The sequence below is a fragment of the Catenulispora sp. GP43 genome (assembly GCF_041260665.1).
Classification (GTDB): domain Bacteria; phylum Actinomycetota; class Actinomycetes; order Streptomycetales; family Catenulisporaceae; genus Catenulispora.
In genome coordinates, this window is sequence record NZ_JBGCCT010000060.1 from 1 (window position 1) to 2,924 (window position 2,924).

Annotated in this window: 3 protein-coding genes; all 3 read left to right on the plus strand. The window is 69.2% G+C overall.

The window, feature by feature from the left end; translation table 11 throughout:
• Positions 1-194: 194 nt before the first annotated feature.
• Genes istA through istB form a run of 3 tightly spaced genes read left to right on the plus strand, consistent with a single transcriptional unit; the run spans position 195 to position 2,853 of the window.
• Positions 195-1,865, plus strand: a complete 1,671-nt coding sequence (istA, locus tag ABH926_RS51425; RefSeq protein ID WP_370374749.1) for an IS21 family transposase — start codon at positions 195-197, stop codon at positions 1,863-1,865.
• Complete coding sequence (locus ABH926_RS51430) at positions 1,862-2,068, plus strand: hypothetical protein (protein ID WP_370374750.1); 207 nt, start codon at positions 1,862-1,864, stop codon at positions 2,066-2,068. Before istA ends, ABH926_RS51430 begins: the two co-directional genes overlap by 4 nt.
• A complete protein-coding gene (istB, locus tag ABH926_RS51435) occupies positions 2,065-2,853 on the plus strand; it encodes an IS21-like element helper ATPase IstB (RefSeq protein ID WP_370374751.1) in 789 nt (262 codons plus the stop codon). Before ABH926_RS51430 ends, istB begins: the two co-directional genes overlap by 4 nt.
• Positions 2,854-2,924: the final 71 nt, after the last annotated feature.

The window sequence follows — 2,924 nt, forward strand, 5'->3', positions numbered from 1 at the left end:
CTGTCAGCGGTCGCGTAATTCCCCACCTGTGGCCGATCTTGTCGGCGTAATTCCCCAGGGTCTCGTCTGCGTAATTCCCCCCCACCGAGGGTGTGCGGTGCAGGCTGACCGCGGGGTCGGGTCCTCGTCCGTGTGAGTCTTCCTCGTCAGCTAGTTGATGGCGAGGGAGCAGGATGGCGAGGAGAACCTTTCAAGTGATCGACATTACGGAGATCCTGGTCCACTGGTATGCCGGCCGCTCCCAGGTCGAGATGTCCGATTCGCTCGGCCTGGATCGCAAGACGATCCGCAAGTACCTGGCGCCGGCGATCGAGGCCGGGTTCGCGCCCGGCGGCAAGCCGATGAAGGAGGCCGACTGGCGTCCGCTGGCCAAGGGCTGGTTCCCGGAGCTGGTCGACGCCTCGGTGCGGCAGCTGACCTGGCCGGCGATCGCGGTCCACCGCGACTACATCGTGGAGATGCTCGGCGCGGGCGTCACGGTGACGACGATCCACCAGCGGCTGCGCGACGAGCAGGGCCTGACCGCGTCGCTGTCGGCGTTCCGCCGGTATGTGACCTCCAACCTGCCCGAGGAAGTGCAGCGCAACAAGGTCACGGTGCTGTTCAGCGAGGCGTCCCCGGCCGGGGAGGTCGCGCAGATCGACTACGGCCGGCTGGGGATCTGGACCGATCCCCGCACTGGCCGGCGGCACCGGGTTGAGGCGTTTGTGATGGTGTTGGCGCACTCCCGGCACATGTTCGTCCGCCCGGTGCTGACCTTGGACCAGGAGTCCTGGACCCGGTCGCATGTGCTGGCCTTCGAGTTCTTCGGCGGCGCGGTGCAGCGCCTGGTGCCGGACAACCTGAAGACCGGGGTGGAGCGGCCCGACCTCTACGACCCGAAGATCAACCGGTCGTATGCCGAGCTGGCCGAGCACTACGGCGCCCTGGTCGACCCCGCCCGCGCGCGGAAACCCAAGGACAAGCCCGGAGTGGAAAGACAGATGCCTTATATACGTGACTCCTGGTGGCGGGGCCGGCAGTTCGCTTCCTTGGAGGAGATGCAGCGCTCGGCGCTGGCCTGGTGCTCGGAGGTCGCCGGGATGCGGCGGCACCGCGGGCTGGACGGGGCGGCGCCGCTGGCGGTGTTCACCGCCGCCGAAGCCGAAGCCCTGGTCCCGCTGCCCAGGGCGCCGTTCGTGCTGGCCACCTGGTCTCGGGGCAAGGTCGGGCCGGACATCCACGTCAAGGTCGGCCGGGCACTCTACTCGGTGCCGTGGAAGCTGATCGGTCAGACCGTCGACGCCCGTTCCACGGCGCTGACCGTGCAGATCTTCCACAACGGCGAGCTGGTCAAGACGCACGCCCGCACCGAGCGCAAGCAGACCGACCTGGCCGACTACCCGAGCGAGAAGATCGCGTTCCACATGAGGACGCCGACGTGGTGCCGGACCACCGCCGAGGCGGTCGGCCCGGCGACGACAGCGGTCGTCGAGGCGCTGCTGGAGGTGAACGCCCTCTACCGGCTGCGCGCGGCCCAGGGCGTGCTGCGCCTGGTGGACAAGTACGGGCCGGTGCGGCTGGAGGCGGCCTGCCGCAAGGCCGTCGACGTCGGTGACCCGTCGTATCGCACGGTCAAGGGCGTACTCGCGGCCGGGCTGGAGCACGACCCGGCGCCGACCGGCACCGGCGACGGCGGCGCGGCGGCGTTCCTGCGCGGGCCTTCACAGCTGTTCGCGGACGTCGTCCCCCTGGTCACCGCGAACGGCGACACCGTCGAGGCCATGGAGACGACGGACGACGCCGCGATCGGCGTGGAGACGACGACGCCGGCGACCGTCATCCCGCTGGGGACGACGCGCGATCGGAACGAGGCCGCCTCGTGACCGGCCGGACGATCGAGGTCCACGAGGTGTTCGCCGCCGACTGGTCCCGCCTGGCCGGGCTGCTGGCCGACTTCCTGGAGGCCAGCCCCGCCTCGGCGGCGTCCCTGGCCCGCCGCTCCCGCCTCTGGCCCGACACGGTCATCGCCGACCTGCGCGAACAAGCCTTGCTGCTGACGAACACCCTGGAAGGAACCCAACGATGAGCATCCTGCAACCGCCGCTTCAGACCTCGCTGCGCATGCTGAAGCTGTCCGGCATGCTGGAGACCCTGGACGCCCGCCTGGCGCAGGCCCGGGCCGGCGACCTGGGCCACCTGGAGTTCTTGCAGGTGCTCTGCGAGGACGAGATCTCCCGCCGGGACACCGCGGCGATGAACCGGCGCATCCGCCGCGCCCGCTTCGAGCAGCAGTCCACCTTGGAGGGCTTCGACTTCACCGCCGCCCCGAAGCTCCCGGCCGCCGCGATCCGCGACCTGGCTGCGCTGCGCTGGCTCGGCGCCGGGGAGTCGGTTGTTCTCTACGGACCGGTCGGAGTCGGGAAAACGCATATAGCGCAAGCATTGGGGCATCTCGCCATCCGCTCGGGCGCCGACGTCCGCTTCACCAAGACTTCCCACCTGCTCGCCGATCTGGCCGGCGGCCACGCCGACAACACCCTGGAGCGCCGCATCCGCGAGTACGCCCGCATCCCGGTCCTCATCCTCGACGACTTCGCGATGCGCGAGCTCACCCCGACCCATGCCGACGACCTCTACGAGCTGATCACCGAGCGGGCCACCCTCGGCGGCTCCATGATCCTCACCTCGAACCGGCAGCCGTCGGACTGGTATCCGCTGTTCCCGAACCCGGTCGTGGCCGAGAGCCTCCTGGACCGGTTGATCAACACGAGCCACCAGATCTTCATGAACGGCCCGTCCTACAGGCCCAACAAGCGGCCAAAGTCCGCGGTCCCCACGGGGAACTCGACAGCACGAGACGATCAACGATAGAACATCAACCGAGGACCCGGGCCTGAGGAAATAGGCCGACACAGCCCTGGGGAAAATCGCAGACGCCGACA